The sequence below is a fragment of the Dorea chungnamensis genome (assembly GCF_039832125.1).
GTDB lineage: Bacteria > Bacillota > Clostridia > Lachnospirales > Lachnospiraceae > JAFBIX01.
On record NZ_JBDOHT010000009.1, the window covers coordinates 15,195 to 34,631 of the forward strand.

Annotated in this window: 16 protein-coding genes; 8 read left to right on the forward strand and 8 right to left on the reverse strand. The window is 39.5% G+C overall.

Annotated features, from left to right (window positions below; genetic code table 11):
* Positions 1–13: 13 nt before the first annotated feature.
* Positions 14–169, reverse strand: coding sequence for a hypothetical protein (locus ABE613_RS09235; RefSeq protein WP_235233804.1), 156 nt, complete (start codon positions 167–169; stop codon positions 14–16).
* Between the two features lie 139 nt (positions 170–308).
* On the opposite strand from ABE613_RS09235, the gene ABE613_RS09240 reads away from it, so the two are divergent.
* Together ABE613_RS09240 and ABE613_RS09245 are read left to right on the forward strand one after the other, a co-directional pair.
* A complete protein-coding gene (locus tag ABE613_RS09240; protein ID WP_235233803.1) occupies positions 309–485 on the forward strand; it encodes a hypothetical protein in 177 nt (58 codons plus the stop codon).
* An 80-nt stretch (positions 486–565) separates the two neighbouring features.
* Positions 566–1,600 (forward strand): ABC transporter substrate-binding protein, encoded by a 1,035-nt coding sequence (locus ABE613_RS09245; protein WP_347376215.1) that lies wholly within the window; start codon positions 566–568, stop codon positions 1,598–1,600.
* Between the two features lie 71 nt (positions 1,601–1,671).
* On the opposite strand, the gene ABE613_RS09250 is transcribed toward ABE613_RS09245, so the two are convergent.
* Both ABE613_RS09250 and ABE613_RS09255 read right to left on the reverse strand, forming a co-directional pair.
* On the reverse strand, positions 1,672–3,306 hold the full coding sequence (locus ABE613_RS09250) for a class I adenylate-forming enzyme family protein (RefSeq protein ID WP_235233801.1): 1,635 nt from the start codon (positions 3,304–3,306) through the stop codon (positions 1,672–1,674).
* A 94-nt stretch (positions 3,307–3,400) separates the two neighbouring features.
* Positions 3,401–4,282: an AraC family transcriptional regulator gene (locus ABE613_RS09255; protein WP_347376216.1), complete on the reverse strand. Its 882-nt coding sequence runs from the start codon at positions 4,280–4,282 to the stop codon at positions 3,401–3,403.
* A 238-nt stretch (positions 4,283–4,520) separates the two neighbouring features.
* Here ABE613_RS09255 and ABE613_RS09260 point away from each other — a divergent pair, with 238 nt between their 5' ends.
* The 4 genes from ABE613_RS09260 to ABE613_RS09275 are packed head-to-tail and all read left to right on the forward strand — an operon-like array spanning position 4,521 to position 9,723.
* Positions 4,521–5,804 carry an ABC transporter substrate-binding protein gene (locus ABE613_RS09260; protein WP_347376217.1) on the forward strand — a complete coding sequence of 428 codons (1,284 nt, stop codon included), beginning with the start codon at positions 4,521–4,523 and terminating at the stop codon, positions 5,802–5,804.
* Positions 5,804–6,655 (forward strand): carbohydrate ABC transporter permease, encoded by an 852-nt coding sequence (locus ABE613_RS09265; protein WP_235233796.1) that lies wholly within the window; start codon positions 5,804–5,806, stop codon positions 6,653–6,655. The genes ABE613_RS09260 and ABE613_RS09265 overlap by 1 nt, the downstream gene beginning before the upstream one ends.
* Entirely contained in the window at positions 6,655–7,503 is an 849-nt protein-coding gene (locus ABE613_RS09270; RefSeq protein WP_235233795.1) for a carbohydrate ABC transporter permease, read from the forward strand. Before ABE613_RS09265 ends, ABE613_RS09270 begins: the two co-directional genes overlap by 1 nt.
* 30 nt (positions 7,504–7,533) lie before the next feature.
* Entirely contained in the window at positions 7,534–9,723 is a 2,190-nt protein-coding gene (locus ABE613_RS09275) for an alpha-galactosidase (protein WP_347376218.1), read from the forward strand.
* Positions 9,724–9,768: 45 nt separating this feature from the next.
* Here the strand turns inward: ABE613_RS09275 and ABE613_RS09280 are convergent, their stop codons facing one another.
* A complete protein-coding gene (locus tag ABE613_RS09280; RefSeq protein ID WP_347376219.1) occupies positions 9,769–10,269 on the reverse strand; it encodes a CarD family transcriptional regulator in 501 nt (166 codons plus the stop codon).
* Between the two features lie 115 nt (positions 10,270–10,384).
* On the reverse strand, positions 10,385–12,196 hold the full coding sequence (locus ABE613_RS09285; protein ID WP_347376220.1) for an ABC-F family ATP-binding cassette domain-containing protein: 1,812 nt from the start codon (positions 12,194–12,196) through the stop codon (positions 10,385–10,387).
* A 258-nt stretch (positions 12,197–12,454) separates the two neighbouring features.
* On the opposite strand from ABE613_RS09285, the gene ABE613_RS09290 reads away from it, so the two are divergent.
* Together ABE613_RS09290 and glgD are read left to right on the forward strand one after the other, a co-directional pair.
* Positions 12,455–13,594 carry a glucose-1-phosphate adenylyltransferase gene (locus tag ABE613_RS09290; protein WP_235234106.1) on the forward strand — a complete coding sequence of 380 codons (1,140 nt, stop codon included), beginning with the start codon at positions 12,455–12,457 and terminating at the stop codon, positions 13,592–13,594.
* 1 nt (position 13,595) lies between these two features.
* A complete protein-coding gene (gene glgD / locus ABE613_RS09295) occupies positions 13,596–14,711 on the forward strand; it encodes a glucose-1-phosphate adenylyltransferase subunit GlgD (protein ID WP_347376221.1) in 1,116 nt (371 codons plus the stop codon).
* Positions 14,712–14,784: 73 nt separating this feature from the next.
* On the opposite strand, the gene dsdA is transcribed toward glgD, so the two are convergent.
* From dsdA to ptsP, 3 genes are all read right to left on the reverse strand, one after another.
* Positions 14,785–16,107 carry a D-serine ammonia-lyase gene (gene dsdA / locus ABE613_RS09300; protein ID WP_235234108.1) on the reverse strand — a complete coding sequence of 441 codons (1,323 nt, stop codon included), beginning with the start codon at positions 16,105–16,107 and terminating at the stop codon, positions 14,785–14,787.
* 33 nt (positions 16,108–16,140) lie between these two features.
* Positions 16,141–17,523: an NCS2 family permease gene (locus ABE613_RS09305; RefSeq protein ID WP_347376222.1), complete on the reverse strand. Its 1,383-nt coding sequence runs from the start codon at positions 17,521–17,523 to the stop codon at positions 16,141–16,143.
* Between the two features lie 144 nt (positions 17,524–17,667).
* Positions 17,668–19,293: a phosphoenolpyruvate--protein phosphotransferase gene (gene ptsP / locus ABE613_RS09310; protein WP_235234110.1), complete on the reverse strand. Its 1,626-nt coding sequence runs from the start codon at positions 19,291–19,293 to the stop codon at positions 17,668–17,670.
* Positions 19,294–19,437: the final 144 nt, after the last annotated feature.

Consider the following 19,437-nt stretch of genomic DNA (forward strand, 5'->3'; position numbering starts at 1 on the left):
TGTTCGTACATTTTTAGACAAGATATGCCACAAGGGCAATCTTTTCTCCTGTCTCTTTCTGAATCGTCTGTTCTAATTTTGTGATTTTTTCACACATTTCTTCTGAAAGGTTGGCGTAAGCAATACCAGGAGAATCATTTGTTATTGAAGAATCTATCTCGATCATCATGTACTCCTCCTTTCAAAAGTAGTATGCATATTTTTCACAAACCTATTCATACCAGATATTCATTTATTAAATTCAAAAAGAAACGATGTCGCTGCATAAATTTCTATTAAATGCACATTCTATTCATGAGGTGATTGTAATGATTGATAATCGAGAACTTCCCATTGGATTTACAATGGAGCTTGCACAACATTCTGACATTCTAAATAAATTTGCTCAGCTTCCCGAATCCGAACAAAAAAGTATTATTCATGGAGCAAGGCAAGTAAAGTCACGCAATGAAATGCGCAACTACGTCGAAAATATGTTTCAATAAAAGCTTTTTTAATCTTTCATTTTCACACAATATTCTCTTTTGAATATATTATAGCATTAGGGAATTCAAGGAGGATATTCATGAAAAAGAAAGCTGTTTCCGTTTTCCTGGTAATTGCAATAGCGATTACTGCTCTGTTAGGCTGTACTTCAGAAAATCAAGATGTTGAATCCACAAGTACTGAATCTGTCACGGATACAAAGCTTACGAAAGTAATCTTAAACGAAGTGGCACACTCTATCTTTTACGCACCTATGTATGTCTCCATCGAAGAAGGATATTTTGAAGAGGAAGGTATTGAACTCACTGTTCAGACTGGATTCGGCGCAGATAAGACTATGACCGCTGTTCTCTCTGGCAGCGCTGATATCGGATTTATGGGATCCGAAGCTTCCATCTACACCTACAATGAAGGGGCAAATGATTATGTAGTAAACTTTGCCCAATTGACCCAGCGAGCAGGGAACTTTTTGGTTGCCCGTGAAGAGATGCCTGATTTTACCTGGGAAGAACTGAAGGGAAAAGATGTACTTGGAGGACGAAAAGGTGGCATGCCAGAAATGGTATTTGAATATATCTTAAAGCAAAATGGCATTGACCCATCCAAAGATCTGAATATCAATCAAAACATAGACTTTGGCTCCACTGCTGCCGCATTTTCCGAAGGTCAGGCTGACTTTACGATTGAATTCGAACCAGGCGCGACGAATCTGGAAAAAGAAGGAAAAGGCTTTGTTGTCGCTTCTCTTGGTACTGACAGTGGTTACGTCCCATATACCGCATTTTCTGCAAAGCAAAGCTATATTGATGAACATCCAGATATCATCCAGGGTTTCACCAATGCTTTACAGAAAGGTATGGACTACGTACAGACTCACACGCCTGAAGAGATTGCTTCCATCATCGCACCACAGTTCAAAGAAACTGATCAGGATACTATTACGGCCATCGTCACACGTTACTATGATCAAGACACATGGAAGGATAATCTGATTTTTGAAGAAGATAGTTTTGATCTTTTGCAAGATATTCTGGAAAATGCCGGAGAACTCACCGAACGTGCTCCTTATGAAGATCTTGTGACAACAGAATTTGCCAAGAAAGCTGCAAAATAATAAAAAAATGCTGAAGGTTACAGTTTTTCACTGTATTCTTCAGCATCTTTTTATTATCTTATATGTATCAGTTAGCTGCGGTTTTGCTCTTCTACTAACTTCGCGGCACCGTACATCTCTCTTAACTTAGGCTTTTCAATCTTTCCGGTTGCATTACGCGGAACATCTGCAAAAATAATCTTACGTGGACGTTTATATCGCGGAAGCTTTTTACAGAATTCATTGATATCTTCTTCTGTACAGACAACGTCTGGTTTTAAAGAGATGATCGCTGCTGCAATCTCTCCAAGTCGATGATCTGGGAGACCAATAACTGCCACATCCAGAATCGCATCATTTGTACGGAGAAAATCTTCTATCTGCACCGGATATATATTCTCTCCACCACTGATAATCACATCTTTCTTTCTGTCTACCAGGAAGATAAATCCATCTTCATCTTCCATTGCCATATCGCCTGTATAAAGCCATCCATCGTGCAAAACTTCTTCCGTTGCTTTCTTGTCATTGTAATATTCTACCATGACTCCGGGACCTTTGACAGCAAGTTCACCAGTCTCTCCCCGCTTCACTGGATTTCCGTTATCATCAATGATCTTTGTTTCCCATCCATAACCGGCTTTTCCAATAGCACCAACCTTATGAATATTCTCAACTCCCAGATGAACACATCCTGGTCCTATAGACTCACTTAACCCATAATTCGTATCATACTGATGATGTGGGAAGTACTCTTTCCAATGCTTAATAAGGCTTGGCGGTACAGGCTGTGCACCAATATGCATCAGGCGCCATTGATCCAATTGATAATCATCAAGATTAATCTTACCACTGTCAAGAGCAAGCAGAAGATCCTGTGCCCATGGAACTAACAGCCACACAATCGTACATTTTTCTTCCGATACTGCCCGAAGAATAAATTCCGGATTTGTTCCCTTCAGAAGAACTGCTTTTCCTCCTGTCAGAAAACTTCCGAACCAATGCATCTTCGCCCCCGTATGATAAAGAGGAGGAATACATAAGAATACATCATCTTTTGTCTGACCATGATGATTCTGCTCTACTTTCGCAGAATGCATCAATGCCTGGTGAGTATGTAAAATTGCTTTCGGAAAACCTGTCGTTCCAGATGAAAAATATATCGCAGCATAGTCTTCATCATTGATATCAATCTTCGGAGACTGGCTGGAACAATTTGCAGAATGTATCGTATAGTCTTCTGCAAACCCAGGGCATCCATCTCCTACATAATATAAAAGTCTGTGTTGGCTGATATCATCAGCGATCTCTTCTACTCGTCCGATAAATTCTGGTCCAAACACCAGCACATCTACTTCTGCCAGTTCTACACAATATTTAATTTCTTCAGCAGAATAGCGGAAATTCAACGGCACTGCCAAAGCGCCTGTCTTTAAAACCCCAAAATAAATCGGCAGCCACTCCAGACAATTCATCAACAAAATAGCTACTTTATCACCTTTTTTCACACCTCTTTCCAACAAAAGGTTGGCAAAACGGTTGGCCTTCTCATTAAACACATTCCATGTAATCTCACGACGGTGATACGGTGCACGTACTGGCTCAATCAGCTCATATTCCTTCCATGTTACTCGTCTTGTCTCTGGCATCTCTGGATTAATCTCTACCAGACACACATCATCTCCGTACAGACGACAATTCTTCTCCAAGATATCTGTAATCGGCATTTGAAAATCCCCTTTCCATGCCGAATATTATAAATTTCGGCACTTTAACGCTTTTACTCATTAAAGTTTATGATACCTAATTTGTAGAAGATTGTCAATCTATTATTGATATATCCTTCATTCTATGATCCACAATTTTATTTTTCTGCCGGAATTCTCTTGGAGATATTCCATACACGGTTTTAAATGCTCTTGAAAAATGTAATAGATTTGGATATCCTACGGAGATTCCAATATCTCCAACGGTCGCATTGGTAAGCGTAAGCGCTTCTGCTGCCTTGGTCATTCGATACTGGATCAAAAATTCCTGCGGAGATTTTCCCACCGTACTCTTGAATACTTTTCCAAAATAGCTACGGTCTAACTTGCATCTCTTGGCCATATCTTCTACCGTGATATTCCGGGCATAATTCTGCTCAATAAAGTTAACTGCCTCTCTGGTGTAAAACTCGCTTAATTTTCCACCCTGCAGCTGCTTTCTGGATGTCGAATATTGAATCAAATTGTCTAAAAACAGATACAGACGTCCAATCAGATTTAACGAAGACGCATTCTGATTCTCTATAAATGTAAACATCTGACATTTCAACTCTTCTCCATGCTGTGGTGTATCCGGTACATAGATAGGATTTTTCTGAGAAAGTCCGGCCATCTCTATACATTCTTTTGCACGAAGTCCGCCAAATTCAATCCAGATATATTCCCACGGTTCATCCTTATCCGCGGAATACATATTTGCATATTCTGGGAAAAGCAAAAAACCGCTTCCGCCAGATATCTGGTAAATAGTCGAATTATACCTTTCATCATCTGCGTACAGTGTACCCTTGCCAGAGATCACATAGTGAAACAGATAATGATTCCTTACAAATGGTCCGAAAGAATGCAGAGAGCTGCATTTTTCATAACCATATTGATAAATTGTTAAATCCATAAAACGTTCGTCCTGAAAAACAGAAAACAACAAATCAGACATCCTAACACCGCCTTTGTTTTTGTGTATTTTTCACAATTTACTGATTTTATTTTATCTATTTTTAACAAATTTTTTATATTTAAGCTAATTATATACCAAAATGCGTCTATACTTCAACCATTTTCGAACAATCACGAATTTTGGTAACAAACCACACACATAGAAATATTTACCTTTTTTTTCGCCACTGCTATGATTTCGATTAGAAACAATAATTCATGCAAAGGAGAGGTGTGAAATGAAAAAGAAACTAGTTACTGTACTCCTTATGATTACAGTCTTAACCGGTATGGTTGCTGCTACCGGCTGCGGAAATTCTTCCGGGAAAGACGGGAAAATCCATATTAATCTTGTACAGTACAAACCAGAGGCAGTCAAAGCTTTCGAAAAGATGGAAGAAGAATTCAATGCAACCCATGACGATATTGTCCTGGAAATCGAATCTCCTAACGATGCTATGACTGTCTTAAAAACACGTTTTATCAAAGAAGATGTCCCTGACATTATCGGTATTGGAGGAGATGTTAATTTCTCTTCTTTCATCGACTCCGATATGTTGATGGATATTTCTGATTTTGAAGGAATCTCTGACATCAAACCCGCTTATCTTAAAATTGCCAAGAATCTGGAATATGTTCCAGAAGAAGGTGTCTATTCCGTTCCTTATGTTGCCAATGCCGCGGGAATCCTCTACAACAAAGATATGTTCGATGAGCATAACTGGGATATTCCTACCACCTGGGATGAATTTATGGCATTGTGCGATGAGATTCAGGCATCTGGAATCCAGCCGCTGTATTTTGGTTTCAAAGACACTTGGACTTGCCTTGCTCCATGGAACTCTCTTGCTGTAGACCTGGCTCCTGCCGATGTCTGCCAGCAAGTAAACCGGGGAGAAACCACTTTTTCAGATGAGTACAGAGAAGTGTCAGAAAAAATGTTAGAATTACTTCCTTATGGTCCTGAAGATCCTTATGCGTATAACTACAATGATGCCTGTACCGCATTCGCAAATGGAGAATCTGCCATGTACACGATTGGTAATTATGCAGTCCCTCAGATTCAGTCTGTAAACCCGGATATGAATATTGATTCTTTTGTAATGCCGGGGAATAACAATGCTGACGAAAATATTCTGAATTCCGGAATTGATCTTCAGTTCTGTGTTACAAACGACTGCGAAAACAAAGAAGCCGCTTATGAGGTATTACGATATCTGTTAAAAGATGAAACCATCCAGATCTATCTGAATGATCAGAGTGCCGTCCCTTGTAAAGAAGGCGATTTTGAACTTCCAGAAGTCTTAAATGGTATGGCTTCTTACATTAAAGAAGGAAAAATGGCTGATTACCAAGACCACTATTATCCTGCCGAAATGTCTGTCGATGCACAGATTCAGACATTTTTAATCAACGGTGATGTCAATGCATTTTTGAAAAAATTTGATTCTGACTGGGAGCGTTATAATCGTGACATTATCCGTAAGGTACAGGAATATGAAGAAAATGGAGGGAATGAATAATGAAGAAAAAACTTAGCAGAAACCAGACATTCCTGTTAATCACAATCCCCGTTTTATTACTGTTCTTCTGCTTTAACACGCTTCCTTTGATCAAAGGATTCATGTACAGTTTTACAAACTTCAAAGGATTTGGAAGTTATGACATTGTTGGTCTGCGCAACTATATTGACCTGTTCACTGACGCCCGCGTAGGAAAATCTTATCTTTTTACTTTTAAATTTGCAATTCTTGCAACAATTATTACGAATATTATCGCTCTGATTCTTGCACTTGGCCTGAACAGCAAGATCAAAGCCAAAAGTACTCTGCGTGGTATCTATTTTGTGCCGAGAATTCTTGGTGGACTGGTTGTCGGTTATATTTTCGGATATATATTCACCTATATTCTTCCGGCAGTCACAAGCACTTCCAGTATGCTCTCCAGCACCAATACTGCATGGATCGCTATCGTAATCGTTGCCTCATGGCAGGCAATTGCACAGACTACTTTGATCTATATCTCAGGTCTGCAGACAGTTCCAGAAGACGTGTATGAAGCAGGTGCTATCGATGGTGCTACCGGATGGAAAAGTTTTAAGTCACTGACTCTCCCACTGATTATTCCGTTTTTGAGCATTAACATGGTATTAAGCATGAAAGATTTCCTTATGGTATTTGACCAGATTATGGCTTTGACCAAAGGAGGTCCTGCACAGAGTACCGAGTCTATCTCTTATCTGATCTATAACAATGGTATTGGAGGCGGTCAGTTTGGTTTTCAGAGTGCCAACGCGGTTATCTTCTTTGTGGTAATCGTAGCCATCTCCGTATTCCAGCTTAATTTTATGGGAAAGAAGGAGGAACAGTTATAATGAAAAAGAAAAACAAAGTTGCTGCCGCTACGAACTGGCCTGTCACTATATTATTAATTCTTGGCTGTGTAACGGTAATCTTTCCACTTTATATGGCAATCGTAATTGCATTTAAAAAACCATCTGAAATGACCAATGATATTGCCGGAGCTTTAAGTCTGCCAGGTACCTGGAGTCTGGAAAATTTTGCAGAAGCTATGCGAGTAACAGATTTCTGGCATTCTCTTGGGTACAGCGTTCTGATTACAGTCACTACTGTAGTTCTGGCAATCCTGATTCATTCTCTGGCGGGATATGCCATTGGAAGAGCTATGGCTCATAGCAAGTTCTACAAGTTATCATACCTTTACATTGTGAGTGGTATGTTCGTACCATTTGCCATCCTTATGATGCCTCTGGTAAAACAAACCGCACAAATGGGAATTGACAACTGGTTTGGAGTTATATTATGTTATTTAGTGTTCTATATGCCGATGAATGTTATGCTTTACTCCGGCTATTTAAAGAACATTCCAATTGCACTGGAAGAAGCCGCCTACGTGGACGGTGCAACTACATGGACAACTTACTGGAAAGTAATCTTCCCGATCATGAAACCCATGCACGCAACCGTTGCCGTACTGACTGCTCTCGGAACCTGGAACGATGTAATGACCCCTCTGGTCATCATGTCCGGAACGGGAACAAACACTCTGCCTCTTGCACAGTTAACTTTCCAGACACAGTTCGGCACCAACTACAATCTGGCTTTTGCTTCTTATTTACTATCACTGATTCCAATTCTTCTGTTCTATATTGTATGTCAGAAACAGATTATTAATGGTGTTGTAAATGGTGCAGTAAAATAATACAATATTATTCAAAGCGAGGACGTACATATGGCAATTTTACTTGACGATACAAAACGAATATTTACACTACAGACAGACCATAGCATGTACCAGATGAAAGCCGACAGGTATGGAGTATTACTCCATACCTGGTTCGGCAATAATGGAACCTCTTTTGACTATTCTTATCTGATTACATACGAAGACAGGGGCTTTTCCGGGAACCCTTATGAAACGGAAAACGAAAGGACCTATTCCTTAGACGCATTGCCACAAGAGTATCCCGTCTATGGGAGCGGAGACTACCGCTCTACGGCATTAAAAGTCCGTTATCCTGACGGTTCCAATGCCTGTGAGCTTCGTTACTACAGTTATCAGATTCTAAATGGTAAGTATTCTCTTCCTGGGCTTCCCGCTATCTATGCAACGGAAGACACAAAGGCAGATACCCTCATCATCACACTGGAAGATACCAGGCACTGTTTTTATGTTCATATATACTATGGAGTTCTTGAAAATCTGGACATTATCACAAGAGCAGTATGTATTGAAAATCACTGTAGTGATGATCTTTATTTTGAAAATATACAAAGTACTTGTGTAGACTATCTGCATGGAAACTTTAATTTTCATACATTCTATGGGCGACATGTAAAAGAACGCACGCACCAAAAATCTCCTCTGCAGCATGGCATTCAGTCCATCGGAAGCACCCGTGGAACTTCCAGCCACCAATACAATCCTTTCTTCATTCTGTCTGAGCAAGACACAACGGAAGATACCGGTAATTGTTATGGATTTTCACTTTTATACAGCGGAGATTTCTCAGGCCTTGCAGAATATGATCAATATGATCAGACACGGATTCTCCTGGGCATTCATCCTGATAATTTTTATTATTGTATAAAACCCGGTGAAAAATTCTATGCACCCGAAACTGCTATGGCTTTTTCTGACTGTGGGCTTGGCAATCTGTCGCATATCTATCATAAAGCATACCGCAATAATCTATGCCGAGGCAAATACAAAACAGCTAGACGACCGATCCTTCTGAACAGCTGGGAAGGCGTGTATTTTGATTTTGACGGGGATAAATTAGTCCAGATGGCAAAAGATGCTTCCGAACTAGGCGTCGAGCTCTTCGTCATGGATGACGGATGGTTTGGCAAGCGCGACCTGGACGTCTCCGGACTAGGTGACTGGCTCGTCAATGAAGAGAAATTAGGTTGCACACTTGGCGAGCTTTCTGAGCGGATTCACAAATTAGGCCTGCAATTCGGCATCTGGTTTGAACCTGAATGTGTCAACGAAGACAGCAATCTATATCGCGCACATCCTGACTGGGCTCTTCAGGTTCCTGGTAAGGCGCCTTGTCGTTCTCGATACCAGTTGGTACTGGATTTCTCCCGGGAAGATGTCCGGGATTATATTTTCACTCATATTTGCCAAGTTCTGGATTCTGCAAAAATTGAATATCTGAAATGGGATTTCAACCGCAGTATTTCTGATATATACAGTGCTAAGCTTCCCGCCAAAAGGCAGGGAGAAGTCGCCCATCGCTATATTCTGGGCTTATATGATATGTTGGAAAAACTGATTCAGCGTTATCCTGATATCTTGATTGAAGGATGCAGCGGAGGAGGCGGACGATTTGATGCCGGAATGTTATATTATACACCGCAGATCTGGTGCAGTGATGATACAGATGCTATTGAACGCCTCAGCATCCAATATGGAACTTCTTTCGGTTATCCTGTCAGCACCATGGGATCTCATGTTTCAAAATGTCCTAATGAGCAGACTGGGCGCATGACTCCTCTGAACACCAGAGCAACTGTTGCTATGTCAGGAACTTTTGGATATGAATTGGACGTAAATCAAATGTCCGATGAAGAAAAAGCTCTTGTAAAAGCTCAGATCAAAGAGTTCAAAAGCTATGATTCTTTAATCCAGAATGGTAATTACTATCGGCTGACAGATCCCTCAGAAGCCCAAAGCTATCATAGCTGGGAATTTGTTGCCGAAGATAAAAGCGAGGCCCTTCTGTGTATTGTATCTTTACAGATTCATCCCAATGGTCCTGGAAATTATATCAAATTAAAAGGACTGGATCCGCACAGTGCTTATCTGATCGATGGGAAGAAATATCCTGGAGATGTACTGATGAACGGCGGACTTTTGCTTCCTTTTGCCAAGGCAGAATACGAAAGCTTCCGCATTCATATTACTAGATGTTAAAAAGACTGCCTGAATCTCAAACAGATTCAGGCAGTCTTTTATTTCTTATGAACCTATATGTTCTACAATATAGCTTTTCACTTTTTCTTTTGGCATTCCAAGAGCCACTGCCAACTCTCCATACAGGAAAAATTCTGCAATATTCAAATACTTATCATCGACATTAATTGCTTTCTTACCAGATGCCAGACGCTTCATCTTACGCAGATAAGAAGTCTTGATGATTGCGATCCATTCCCTGCATTCATTTTTTAACAATGCTTCTTTGTATAATGCTTCTCTTCGCTTCTCATCAGGCACCCACAGAGTGTCAACATTAGGCATATCGCCAATTAATGCATGTGCATCTTCTTCTGTTATGATCTTTCTGATTTGATTTTTCTCATTATCTACAGGTGTATAAAGTGTTCCGCCAGCATCATATAAGGGCTTCAATGTATAATATTTTTTCTTCTTATCTGAGCAACTTATATCCAATTTCCCAACGGCCGTTACCTCGCAGACACCTTCTTTATAATGTGCTACGTAATCTCCTATCTCAAACATATTTACCTCCTGTCTGGAGTTGTTTTTAGTCTCTGATACATAAATATTATATCATGCTCAATTTTTTGATGTAAGAAGATTTTTACAAAACTTGCCTGATTTATCGTTACAAAATCTATTGTAACTGCTTAATCTGCTCGTTCAGATCATTTAAATATACCCAGCGGTCCATCTTCTCATCCAATGCCTGCTCTATCTGTTCTTTCTCCTTCAACAGCTCATTTAATCTGGCGGAATTTGTTACATTCTGTGCAATTTCCTGATCCAGTTTTTCGATTTTCCCTTCTAATTCTGCAATATCATCATCAATAGATTCAAATTCCTTCTGTTCTTTATAAGTAAATCTTATTTTCTTTTCATGCTGTTTCCATGCGTCTTTGTTCGCATCTTTATCAGCTTTCTCGGCTTTTCCGGCAGACACTTTTTCTTCTGGAACAGCTTCTAATTCCTTACGAATCAGATAATCTGAATATCCTCCTTCAAACTGACGAATCTCTCCTTCTCCCTCAAATGAAAAAATTCGATTTACCGTGCGATCCAGGAAATATCTGTCATGAGATACAATAATGATAATTCCGTCAAACCGATCCAGGTAATCTTCCAGAATTGTCAACGTCTGGATATCCAGATCATTGGTAGGCTCATCCAGAATCAAGACATTTGGAGAGCTCATCAGCACACGAAGCAGATACAGTCTCCGCTTCTCCCCTCCCGAAAGCTTTTCAATTCTGGACCACTGCATAGCTCCGTCAAACAAGAAATTCTCCAGCATCTGTGAAGCAGTGATCTTTCCTTCTGGAGTCGTAATATATTCCCCGACTTCCTTTACATAATCAATCACTTTCTCGGAATCATCCATATATTCATTTTCCTGTGAAAAATAACCTACCCGGATTGTCTGTCCCATCTCTACGGTCCCTGTATCTGACCGGACAATTCCATTGATAATCTTAAGAAGCGTTGTCTTTCCACAGCCATTAGGACCAATGATGCCAATTCGGTCATTTTTCAAAAAAATATAATTATAATCCTTAATTAAGATTCTCTCTCCATATGACTTAGAAATATCAGATAGTTCAATCGTCTTATTCCCCATCCGTGAAGCAACAGAACTCATGGAAACTCTCTTTTCCTCCTGAATATCCTGAATCTCCTGCATTGCTTTAATACGGTCAATATGAGCTTTTTGCTTGGTACTTCTTGCTCTTGCTCCCCGACTTAACCATTCCAATTCTGTTCTGAGCAGGCTTTTCCGCTTTCGTTCCGTTGCAAGTGCCATATTTTGACGTTCTTCTTTTAAACGCACAAATTCTGAATAATTCCCTGGATAACTGTATAATTTTCCATTATCTACTTCTACGATCCTATTTACAACACGATCTAAAAAATAACGATCATGTGTGACCATCAAAACTGCTCCTCTGAACTGAATCAGATATTCTTCCAGCCATTCAGACATTGCATTATCTAAATGGTTTGTAGGTTCGTCTAACACTAAGATATCTGCGGATGTTAAAAGTGCATTTACTAGCGCAATCCGCTTCTTCTGACCACCTGACATATGCTCTATCTTCTCATCATATTCCGTAAATCCCAACTGATTTAACATCGCTTTTGCATCTGCTTCGACGGTCCATTGATTCAATTCATCGATATTTCCTTCTACTGCTGCTTTTAATACGGTCGTTCCACTTTCAAATACCGGAGTCTGTGGAAGGTAACATATCTTAACCTGGCTCCTCATACTGATTTTTCCAGAATCATAAGGTTCGATACCAGCTGCAACTTTCAGCAGAGTTGATTTCCCCATTCCATTGATTCCGATCACTCCGATTTTTTCATTCTCGCTAATACTAAATCCTATATCGTTCAAGAGGATTCTATCGGTATAAGATTTGATAATATGCTCCATCGTCTGTAAATTCATACTTTTTCTTCTCCACTATTCTTTTAATTCTCATTTTAATTGTCAGTATATCTGAAATTATAATCAACTTCAAGATATCAATTCTTTATGCAAATCTCTAAATTACACATTAATTTGAAAATCCTTCTCAGATATTCCATTTCAATCAAAAAAATTTTACGAATTTTGCATATTTTTGATTTAAAATATGGAAAGAATTCACAAAAAATTGTATAATATTTTATAACATGTAACACAAATGGAAAGAGAGGACTCACTATGAAACAAAACAATATGTTAGCGATGATTTTAGCTGGTGGTCGGGGGTCTCGCTTGCATGAATTAACCAACAAAGTTGCAAAACCGGCCGTTTCATATGGTGGTAAATACCGCATCGTTGACTTCCCATTAAGTAACTGTGCAAACAGCGGTATTGATGTTGTCGGAGTATTGACACAGTATGAATCTATTCTGCTGAACAGTTACGTAGCTGCCGGTGGTCGCTGGGGTCTGGATGCAAAAGACAGTGGAGTATATGTACTTCCACCACGTGAGAAAGCAGATGCCAATCTGGATGTATATCGTGGAACTGCAGATGCTATTTCTCAGAATATTGACTTTATCGATACCTATTCACCGGAATATCTCCTCGTTCTTTCCGGTGACCATATCTACAAGATGAATTATGCCAGAATGCTTGCAGCTCATAAGGAACATAATGCAGACGCAACTATCGCTGTAATCGAAGTTCCAATGAAAGAAGCAAGCCGTTTTGGAATCATGAACACCGATGAAACCGGACGTATTGTAGAGTTTGAAGAAAAACCAGAGCATCCTAAGAGCAACCTTGCTTCTATGGGTATCTATATCTTTAACTGGAAGCTGCTTCGCAAACTGTTGGTTGCTGACATGAAGAATCCAGATTCTAATCACGATTTTGGTAAGGATATCATTCCACAGCTCCTGAATGATAATAAAACTCTTTATGCTTACAAATTCAAAGGTTACTGGAAAGATGTAGGAACCATCGATTCTTTGTGGGAAGCAAATATGGATCTTCTGGACAAGAATAACGAGCTTGATCTGAATGATCCGACATGGAAGATTTATACGGAAGATGTTACAACTTTGCCTCATTATATCGGACCTGATGCCGCAATTAAACGTGCATTTATTACTCAGGGTTGCAGAATCGAAGGTGAAGTAAAGAATTCTGTCCTGTTTACCGGTGCAAAAGTCGGAGCAGGTGCCAAGATTATTGACAGCGTACTGATGCCAGGCGTTGAAGTTGAAGAAGGTGCTGTTGTCACACGTGCACTTGTTGCTGACGGAATTAAGATTGGAAAAGGCGCTGTTGTCGGAAGCGCTGACAGCGAACACATTGAGCTTGTTGCAAAACGTGTAAAGGGGGTAGAATAATATGTGTGATGCATTAGGTATTGTTAATTTTTCCGGAAATCACATCTGGGTAAATGGATTGGAGGACTATCGCCCGATTGGTGCATTCTCTTTCTTAGGAAGATACCGTGTGATCGACTTTCCTATCTCTAACATGAGCAATAGTGGAATTGACCGTATTCAAGTATACATTAGAAGAAAACCGCGTTCATTAACCGAACACCTTGGAACTGGACGTCACTATAATATCAACTCCAAGCGTGGTAAATTACATATCCTGTTCTCTGACCCAAAAGCAGAAAATGATTTATATAACACTGATATCGCTGCTTTTTCAGAAAATATGGAATGTATTGAACGGGCACATAATCCTTATGTAATTATTGCCCCAAGTTATATGGTATATTCTGCTAATTTTGATACTCTGCTTAAGACACACATTGATTCTGGAGCAGACATTACATTACTATATCATTCTGTAGACAATGCCAAGGACTCTTTCCTGAATTGTAATACTTTGAATTTAAACCGACAGAAAGGTGTATTGTCCCTGGAACCAAACCGTGGAACTGCAAAAAACAGAAACATTTTCATGGATACATATATTATGAAAAGGGAACTGTTTATCGATCTGGTGAAAAAAGCAAAATCTATTTCTTCCATGTATACATTAGCAGATACTATTAATTATGCATGTAATGAACTGGATGTACGTGGCGTTTCCCATCGTGGATTCTTTGCATCTATTACAGACCTGAACAGTTTCTACAATGCAAATATCTCTTTGATTGATTTTAAGACAGCAACAACTCTGTTTGATGAAGACTGGCCGGTATATACCAGAACAAACGACTCTTGCCCAACACAGTATTTTGAAACGGCAAATGTTAAAAATTCCGTTGTATCCAATGGATGTCTGATTGAAGGTACCATTGAGAATTCTGTAATCGGACGTGGATGTATAATCAAGAAAGGGGCTGTTGTCAAAAACAGTGTTATCTTACCAGGCACACAGATTGGCGAAGATATCACCATTGACTGCCAGGTAGTTGACAAGCATGCTAAGATTATTCATGCAAAAGAGATTATCGGAACACCTGATAATCCTGGTTATATCCGTCGTGAAGATGTTATCTAAAACTTTATTCTAACTAATATAAAGAAAAGCGTATTCATTTTTCTGAATACGCTTTTCTTTATATTTCCCTGTTCTAATCAAGATATGTCTTCTTGTATTCTTCCCGAATTTCTTCTGGCACCAGGCTTCCTCCTGTCGCCCATACAATATGTGACGATTGATCCATCTTTTCAGACAGATGATGTATTTCCACATATTTTTTGGTTTCTTCATATTGCATTAATTTTAACAGACCTTCAAATGCTGCACAAGAACTTGGTTCAATAAAGATATCCTCTGTCCTACAAAGTGCACGCATATATTCATATAACCACTTATCTTCTACTGTAAACTCCCCACTTAATAGTGGTTCCATTACCTTTCCGACAAAACCTGAGGGACGGCCTACCGCCAGGCCATCTGCATGTGTAATACCTGTCAAACCAACATCCTGTACACAGATTGCATTATGAAGTCCCGTTGTCATTCCAAGAAGCATACACGGAGCCTGTGTCGGCTCCACAAAGAAAACATGTGCATTATCTCCCCAAAGCTCCTTTAATCCAAAAGTAATTCCTCCTGGAGCCCCGCCTACACCACATGGAATATATACAAACAAAGGATGTTTTTCGTCCACAACAATCTTTTGTTCTTCCAATTGTGCTTTCAATCTTTTTGCCGCGACTGCATATCCCAGGAACAAGTTTTTTGAATTTTCATCATCTACAAAATAGCTTTTCGGATTCGCGTCTGATTCCTTTCGCCCATTTTTTACCGCTTCACTATAATCAGAGTCATACTCGATAACCTGTACACCATGACTTCTCAACAGCTCTTTTTTCCACTGCTTTGCATCCGCTGACATATGCACGATTACTCTATAACCTACAGCCGCACTGGCTATACCTATACTCAGACCAAGATTGCCCGTAGATCCCACTTGTATCGTATACAGACCAAAAAATTCTCTGCACTCTTCTGAAGCCAGTTTTGAATAGTCATCCTCTGGCGTAATCAATCCTGCCTCCAATGCAAGTTCTTCTGTATGCTTTAAAACTTCATAGATGCCGCCTCTGGCTTTAATGGAACCTGCAACAGCAAGATGACTGTCCTGCTTCAAAAAGAGTTTTCCCTGAATGGCATCTCCATAGGTTTCATTCAGATAATCCTGCATTGCCGGTATCGGTGTCAAGACAGATTCAATGACTCCCTTTGTTTCTATTGTTTCCGGGAAGCTCTTCATAATAAACGGTGCGAAGCGCTGCAGTCTCGCTTCTGCATCGTCAATATCTTCCATCGTGATTCCAAGTGTATCTTTTGCTTCAATCCATGATTGTAATTTGGGATTCACCCAGCCAACTTCTCTGGCAGCAGCAATCGCTCTTACAATCGGCATCTCCAAATACTCTTTTCCCATATTATGGCCCCGCAATTCTTCTTCGCTTCTATCTTATAAGAACAGATATTTTAATATGAATAATACTGCTAACACATACATTAATGCACTGATTTTTTTCTCTTTTGTCTTTCCTGTTACAACATTCAGTACTACATATGAGATAACTCCCATAGAGATACCTTCAGAAATACTATAGAAAAATGGCATTGATGCGATACAGATATAACATGGCAAAGCTTCTGCAATATCACTAAAATCAATATTTACAACATTCGTTAACATATAGAACCCAACAACAATCAATGCCGGCGCTGTTGCAAATGAAGGAATTGCCAAAAAGATTGGTGACAAGAATAATGCAAGGCCAAACAAAATTGCTGTGGTTACTGCTGTAAGTCCTGTTCTTCCTCCTTCAGATACGCCAGACGCGCTCTCAACAAATGTTGTTGTCGTAGATGTTCCAAGAACTGCTCCTGCTGTCGTAGCAACCGCATCTGCAAGAAGTGCTCCTTTAATGCGAGGTAACTTCCCATCTTCATCCAGCATATCTGCTTTCGAAGATACTCCAATCAAAGTTCCGATTGTATCGAACATATCTACAAATAAAAATGCAAAAATAACAACAACAAAATTCAAAGAGAAAATACCGCTAAAATCAATTTTTGCAAAAATCGGTGCAATACTTGGAATCGATAATCCGCCGCTGAAGTCTGGAAGCAATCCATAGAATCCTAATTCTGGATTCGGGACATACAAACCGGCAAACTGACAAACGATTCCAAGAACCCATGTGATCAGAATTCCCCAGAGAATATTGCCCTTAACATTCTTAATAACAAGAATACCAGTAATAAGAATACCAAGAATTGCAAGAATAACCGTAATTCCTACGTCATTAAATGTAGCTTCTACCCCATTCACTGCATTATACTCATCCAATGAAAATAACTGCAGAAGTGTAGCACCTCCAATTACAATATTCGCATTCTGCAGACCGATAAACGCAATAAACAAACCAATACCAACGCTGACTGCTGCCTTCAGATTCTTTGGAATAGCATTAAAAATCGCCTCACGTACATTCGTAAGAGAAAGTATAATAAACACAATACCTTCTACAAATACCGCTGTCAGTGCAATCTCCCAGCTATATCCCATTCCCAGGACAACTGTATATGCAAAATATGCATTCAATCCCATACCAGGTGCCAATGCAAATGGATAGTTTGCAAAAATGGCCATCAACAATGTACCGATCAAAGAGGCAAGTGCCGTTGCTGTAAAGACAGCTCCCTGATCCATTCCTGCTGCAGATAAAATACTTGGATTTACAGCAAGAATATAAGCCATCGTCATAAATGTTGTAATACCAGCAACGACTTCTGTTTTTACGTCTGTACCATTTTCACTTAATTTGAAAAACTTCTCTAACATCTTTCTCCTCCTTTGTTTCTCTCATTCGACAAATTAATAACATATATTATTCTAGCAAAATAACCGGATAAAGTAAATGAATTTAGAACAAAAAAGAATCACTGCAAATATCTTGTGACATTACAGTGATTCTTATTCTCTATGTTATTGAATTTCCCTTATCTTCTTGCGAAGGCTAAGTACCTGATTCGGAGCCACCGATAATTCATCAATTCCTATCTGAATAAAATACTCTGTCATCTCCAAATCCGCTGCCAGATCTCCACAGATACTGATATGTTTTTCTTCCAGATGAACATTATTTGTAATAATACGAATCATCTTCAGCAATGCCGGATGATGTGGATCATAATATCTTTCCAGTTTACTGTTCAGTCTGTCCATACCAAGCGTAAATTGTGATAAATCGTTTGTCCCGATACTAAGGAAATCAACTTCCCGCGCCAGTTCTCCGCTAATCATAACCGCTGCTGGTGTCTCAATCATGACACCGATTGGAATTTCTTCATTGAATGCTGTCTTCTCATTGCGTAGTTCCTTCTTGGCTCTTCCAATCATTTCTTTTGCCATCGTCACCTCTTCAATCGATGTGATCATTGGAAGCATAATAGAAATATTACCAAACGCAGAAGCTCTTAAGATTGCCCTAAGCTGTGTCTTAAATATCTCTTCTTTATCCAGCGATACACGAATACCTCTATATCCAATTGCCGGATTATCATCTTCCCCGAGATCCAGACACTCTGCCAACTTATCCCCGCCAAGATCTGCAGTCCTTATAACTACCTTCTTAGTCCCCATAGATTCAGCTGCCAGCTTATATACCTGGAACTGCTGCTCTTCCGTCGGAAGCTTCGTTCCATTTTCCATATATAGAAACTCACTGCGGAACAAGCCAATTCCTCCCGCATCGCAGCGTAATACATTTTCGACATCTTCTTTTGTTCCGATATTCGCACAGACATCTATCTTCTGACCGCTCTGGGTAATATTTTCTTTTCCTTTCAGGCGTTCCAGATTCTGTACATGTGTATGGTTAGCATCTTGCTTCTGCTTCATCTTTGTGATAGTCGTATAATCCGGTTCAATATAGACCTTTCCTTCGAATCCATCTACAATAATGGTCTTTCCTTCATAATCTTTTTTCAAAGCTTCTCCAAGTCCTATAACAGAAGGAATCCCTTTGGTTCGTGCCAAAACTGCCGTATGAGAATTAATCGTTCCATATCTTGTTACAAATCCCAGGACCTTTGTCTTATCCAGCTGAACAGCTTCACTCGGATATAATTCCCCCGTTGCCAGAACAAACGGTTCATCCGTCAGCATCTTATCTTTCCATATTCTGGAGAGAATACGCAGAACTCGATTTGCCACATCCTTCACATCTGCATCATGCCCTTGTATGTAAGACTTCTCACTTGTCGATGCTGTCGAAAGAAAACTTTCTACTGCACTCTGAATTGCATATTCTGCATTCAGCTTCTGCTCTACGATGATATTCGTTATTTTATCTTTTAATTCCTGATCTTCCAGTATCATTTGCTGCATCTCAAAAATTGCGGCATTTGCTTCTCCTACTTCTTTTGACGCCATGTCATACAAATTCTCTAATTCAAATACTGCCTTCTGACGAGCTTTTTGAAAACGCTGCACTTCCTTCTCAACATCTTTCACATAGATGCGACGAATTTCTTTTGAATCTCTTTTATAAAAAGATAGTTTACCTATAGCAATTCCTTCAGATACCTTTTTCCCCGTTAATGTAATCATATTTTTTCCCTCTACGTTTCATTTACAGCTATAGAAGCTTTCAATCATGCAATTATACTTTACACGCTTCCGTTCATTTCGTCAAGAGACTGTTATCCCTCAACATTTCCAATTCTTTCATGCAAAATATCTATTAATTATTAT

What these genes read in the sequence shown, in the direction of transcription:
- ABE613_RS09235 (WP_235233804.1), bottom strand. Translation starts at nt 169, where the DNA reads ATGATGATCGAGATAGATTCTTCAATAACAAATGATTCTCCTGGTATT.
- ABE613_RS09240 (WP_235233803.1), top strand. Translation starts at nt 309, where the DNA reads ATGATTGATAATCGAGAACTTCCCATTGGATTTACAATGGAGCTTGCA.
- ABE613_RS09245 (WP_347376215.1), top strand. Translation starts at nt 566, where the DNA reads ATGAAAAAGAAAGCTGTTTCCGTTTTCCTGGTAATTGCAATAGCGATT.
- ABE613_RS09250 (WP_235233801.1), bottom strand. Translation starts at nt 3,306, where the DNA reads ATGCCGATTACAGATATCTTGGAGAAGAATTGTCGTCTGTACGGAGAT.
- ABE613_RS09255 (WP_347376216.1), bottom strand. Translation starts at nt 4,282, where the DNA reads ATGTCTGATTTGTTGTTTTCTGTTTTTCAGGACGAACGTTTTATGGAT.
- ABE613_RS09260 (WP_347376217.1), top strand. Translation starts at nt 4,521, where the DNA reads ATGAAAAAGAAACTAGTTACTGTACTCCTTATGATTACAGTCTTAACC.
- ABE613_RS09265 (WP_235233796.1), top strand. Translation starts at nt 5,804, where the DNA reads ATGAAGAAAAAACTTAGCAGAAACCAGACATTCCTGTTAATCACAATC.
- ABE613_RS09270 (WP_235233795.1), top strand. Translation starts at nt 6,655, where the DNA reads ATGAAAAAGAAAAACAAAGTTGCTGCCGCTACGAACTGGCCTGTCACT.
- ABE613_RS09275 (WP_347376218.1), top strand. Translation starts at nt 7,534, where the DNA reads ATGGCAATTTTACTTGACGATACAAAACGAATATTTACACTACAGACA.
- ABE613_RS09280 (WP_347376219.1), bottom strand. Translation starts at nt 10,269, where the DNA reads ATGTTTGAGATAGGAGATTACGTAGCACATTATAAAGAAGGTGTCTGC.
- ABE613_RS09285 (WP_347376220.1), bottom strand. Translation starts at nt 12,196, where the DNA reads ATGAATTTACAGACGATGGAGCATATTATCAAATCTTATACCGATAGA.
- ABE613_RS09290 (WP_235234106.1), top strand. Translation starts at nt 12,455, where the DNA reads ATGAAACAAAACAATATGTTAGCGATGATTTTAGCTGGTGGTCGGGGG.
- glgD (WP_347376221.1), top strand. Translation starts at nt 13,596, where the DNA reads ATGTGTGATGCATTAGGTATTGTTAATTTTTCCGGAAATCACATCTGG.
- dsdA (WP_235234108.1), bottom strand. Translation starts at nt 16,107, where the DNA reads ATGGGAAAAGAGTATTTGGAGATGCCGATTGTAAGAGCGATTGCTGCT.
- ABE613_RS09305 (WP_347376222.1), bottom strand. Translation starts at nt 17,523, where the DNA reads ATGTTAGAGAAGTTTTTCAAATTAAGTGAAAATGGTACAGACGTAAAA.
- ptsP (WP_235234110.1), bottom strand. Translation starts at nt 19,293, where the DNA reads ATGATTACATTAACGGGGAAAAAGGTATCTGAAGGAATTGCTATAGGT.